The organism is Mesorhizobium sp. M2A.F.Ca.ET.039.01.1.1 (assembly GCF_003998035.1).
Classification (GTDB): domain Bacteria; phylum Pseudomonadota; class Alphaproteobacteria; order Rhizobiales; family Rhizobiaceae; genus Mesorhizobium.
The window spans coordinates 1-3,158 of record NZ_RZRY01000704.1 but is presented as its reverse complement, the minus strand read 5'-3'; the positions used below and the strand labels follow the sequence as shown (position 1 = coordinate 3,158).

Here is a 3,158-nt window from a genome sequence, read left to right as displayed (position 1 = left end):
CGCCGAGGCGGTCCCCGCGCGCGGCCCGATGCTGACCGACGTCTCGCTTTCCAAACAGGCCGCGCTGCTCGGCCATGGCGTGGCGCTCGGCGACCTCCTGCAGGTCGGCGAGGAGCTCGCTTCGGGGACTTTGATCAAGCCGTTCGATATCGATGTCGCTTCCGGCGCCTACTGGCTGGTGGCCAGGAACTTGTCGGATCTGGCCGAACCCGCCAAGGCGTTCGCCGACTGGATCCGAAGCGAATTCGCTGTAACCAGGGGAGCGGCCTAAGCCGTGTCCTCACGCCGCCTGTCCGGCGCGCTTCTTCTCGATCTGGCCGATCGCGTCGACCACCGCGTCGAAGGTCAGCATGGTGGACGCGTGGCGCGCCTTGTAGTCGCGCACCGGTTCCAGATATTTGAGGTCGGCGAAGCGGCCTTCCGGCGGCGCGCCATTCTCCTTCAGCATCTTCAGCATGGTTTCGCGCACGGCGCGCAATTCGCCGGCGTTGGCGCCGACCACATGCTGGGCCATGATCGAAGAAGAGGCCTGGCCGAGCGCGCAGGCCTTCACCTCATGGGCGAAATCGGTCACCACGTCGCCATCCATCTTGAGGTCGACGGTCACGGTCGAGCCGCACAATTTGGAATGCGCCCTGGCGGTCGCGTCGGGATGATCGAGCCGGCCGATACGCCCGATGTTTCCGGCGAAGCCGAGAATTTTCGCATTGTAGACGTCGTCGATCATATTTTTCCAATCCGTCGCCGCCCAGCGAACAGGGTTTGCCGCTCTCGCGTCTTCCTTTCGCTCCGCTCCAACCATATATAATGGTGGCAGTCGGGCATCGACAAGGCGGCCGGAAGCTGCCTTCGTTGCCCCGCTGTTCACGCCGCTTGCGGGATGGAAATGGGCGATTTTCACCCAAAAGGTCATGGTCCGTTCAACTCGTCCCACCTTTGAGTGGGACTACGGGAGACGCCTTTATGGATGCCGTCATCAAGAAAATCATGCCCCCTTCACAATATTTGGACAAGCCCGTCACCGACCGGCCGAGCGAAGCCGAGGTCGAGGCCGCCGTGCGCACATTGCTGCGCTGGACCGGCGACAATCCGGATCGCGAAGGCCTGGTCGATACGCCGAAGCGTGTCACCAAAGCCTTCCGCGAGATGTTCAACGGCTACGACATGTGCCCGGCCGACGAGCTTGGCCGTACCTTCGAGGAGGTTGCCCGCTATGACGACCTCGTCATCGTCAAGGACATAAAGTTCCATTCGCATTGCGAGCATCACATGGTGCCGATCATCGGCAAGGCGCATGTCGGCTATCTGCCGGACGGCAAGGTTGTCGGCCTGTCGAAGATCGCGCGCGTGGTCGACATCTTCGCCCACCGCCTGCAGACTCAGGAAGCGATGACCGCGCAGATCGCCGGCGTCATCCAGGACGTGCTCAACCCGCGCGGCGTCGCCGTCATGCTCGAGGCCGAGCACATGTGCATGGCCATGCGCGGCATCCGCAAGCAGGGCTCGACCACGCTGACCTCGACCTTCACCGGCGTCTTCAAGGATACGCCCGAGGAGCAGGTCCGCTTCGTCACCATGGTGCGCGCAGGCGGCTGATGATCGACCGTCGCCGGCCAAACATATAAGGACCGGCGATGTCGGCAGTCGAATTCCCGAAAGCTCCGTCAGACAAGAAAGCGCTGGAGGAAGGCTCCGTCTTTTCTCCGCGCTTCGACGCCGCGGGCCTCGTCACCGTCGTCGTCACCGACGCCGGTGACGGCATGCTGTTGATGGTCGCGCATATGAATGCCGAGGCGCTGGCGCTTACGCTGGAAACCGGCATTGCACACTACTGGTCGCGCTCGCGCAATGCGCTGTGGAAGAAGGGCGAGACCTCGGGCAACTTCCAGCAGGTCGTCGAGATGCGCACGGATTGTGACCAGGACGCGATATGGTTGCGCGTGAAAGTGTTGGGCCACGACGCAACCTGCCACACCGGACGGCGTTCTTGTTTTTATCGGACGGTGGGGCTGAATGACGGCAAAGCAACGCTTGCCGGCGACGGCAGCAGGCCGCTGTTCGATGCGGAAGAAACGTATCGGAAGCCGGTGTGAACCATTCAATATTCACAAACCACTCAGATTCACTATTCTCAAATATCCTTGCGGTACAAGGGATACGGGACAAGGGAGATCATGATGCTCGAATGGGCGTCATTGCGCAGCAAACCTGACCTTCGAGAGGCCAACGGCCCCGCATCGTCCGGCGGCTTGCCAGATCCTAAGTCCGGCAGGAAGACCGGCATCTCGCTGGCGCTCGGCGGCGGCTGCGCGCGCGGCTGGGCCCATATCGGCGTGCTGCGCGCGCTCGACGAAGCCGGCATCGAAGTGTCGATGATCGCCGGTACCTCGGTCGGTGCCCTGGTCGGTGGCTGTTATCTTGCCGGCAAGCTCGACGAGCTGGAGGAGTTCGCCAGAAGCCTGACCAAGCGGCGCATCTTCGGCCTGCTCGACCTCAATCTGCGCGGCAGCGGCCTGTTCGGCGGCATGAAGCTCGACCAGCGCCTACGCGAGCATCTCGACGGCGCCCGCTTCGACGATCTGTCGAAACCCTTTGTCGCCGTCGCTTCCGAAATCCGCACCGGCCACGAGATCTGGCTGTCGAGCGGCTCGCTCGTCACCGCCATGCGCGCTTCCTACGCGCTGCCCGGCGTCTTCGAGCCGGTGGCCTGCAACGGCCGCATGCTGGTCGACGGCGCGCTGGTCAATCCGGTGCCGGTCTCGGTCTGCCGCGCCTACGAGCAGCCGCTCGTCGTGGCGGTCAACCTGCATTATGACCTCTTCGGGCGCGCCGCCGTCATCAAGCACAGCGCCGGCGAACTGGTCGTCGAGAAAGACGCTCCGCGCCCCGGCCAGGTCAATCCCCAGTCGCACCAGAGCCGCCTCGGCATCACCGGCGTCATGGTCGAGGCCTTCAACATCATCCAGGACCGGATTTCGCGCGCCAGGCTGGCCGGCGATCCGCCGGATATGTCACTGCAGCCGAAACTCAGCCATATCGGCCTGACGGAATTCCATCGCGCCGACGAGGCGATCAGCCTCGGCTACCAGGCGACGATGTCCCAGATCAGCGAATTGACCCGCCTGCAGTCCGTTCTGGTCTGAATTCCGCTACTTCAG

Annotated in this window: 5 protein-coding genes; 4 read left to right on the top strand and 1 reads right to left on the bottom strand. The window is 63.3% G+C overall.

Annotation, left to right across the window (positions count from 1 at the left end):
• Positions 1–271, top strand: a 271-nt coding sequence (locus EOA24_RS32190; RefSeq protein ID WP_245501903.1) for a LysR substrate-binding domain-containing protein, incomplete at its 5' end; no start/stop codon positions are given.
• Between the two features lie 9 nt (positions 272–280).
• On the opposite strand, the gene EOA24_RS32185 is transcribed toward EOA24_RS32190, so the two are convergent.
• Positions 281–727 carry an iron-sulfur cluster assembly scaffold protein gene (locus EOA24_RS32185; protein WP_126082343.1) on the bottom strand — a complete coding sequence of 149 codons (447 nt, stop codon included), beginning with the start codon at positions 725–727 and terminating at the stop codon, positions 281–283.
• Between the two features lie 236 nt (positions 728–963).
• Here EOA24_RS32185 and folE point away from each other — a divergent pair, with 236 nt between their 5' ends.
• The 3 genes from folE to EOA24_RS32170 all read left to right on the top strand — a co-directional run bounded on the left by folE (position 964) and on the right by EOA24_RS32170 (position 3,143).
• Positions 964–1,596 (top strand): GTP cyclohydrolase I FolE, encoded by a 633-nt coding sequence (folE, locus tag EOA24_RS32180; protein ID WP_127258703.1) that lies wholly within the window; start codon positions 964–966, stop codon positions 1,594–1,596.
• A 38-nt stretch (positions 1,597–1,634) separates the two neighbouring features.
• Complete coding sequence (gene hisI / locus EOA24_RS32175; protein WP_126082342.1) at positions 1,635–2,093, top strand: phosphoribosyl-AMP cyclohydrolase; 459 nt, start codon at positions 1,635–1,637, stop codon at positions 2,091–2,093.
• Positions 2,094–2,177: 84 nt separating this feature from the next.
• Positions 2,178–3,143: a patatin family protein gene (locus EOA24_RS32170; RefSeq protein WP_126083781.1), complete on the top strand. Its 966-nt coding sequence runs from the start codon at positions 2,178–2,180 to the stop codon at positions 3,141–3,143.
• Positions 3,144–3,158: the final 15 nt, after the last annotated feature.

Coding starts and splice junctions, on each gene's coding strand:
- EOA24_RS32185 (WP_126082343.1), bottom strand. CDS start 727: ATGATCGACGACGTCTACAATGCGAAAATTCTCGGCTTCGCCGGAAAC.
- folE (WP_127258703.1), top strand. CDS start 964: ATGGATGCCGTCATCAAGAAAATCATGCCCCCTTCACAATATTTGGAC.
- hisI (WP_126082342.1), top strand. CDS start 1,635: ATGTCGGCAGTCGAATTCCCGAAAGCTCCGTCAGACAAGAAAGCGCTG.
- EOA24_RS32170 (WP_126083781.1), top strand. CDS start 2,178: ATGCTCGAATGGGCGTCATTGCGCAGCAAACCTGACCTTCGAGAGGCC.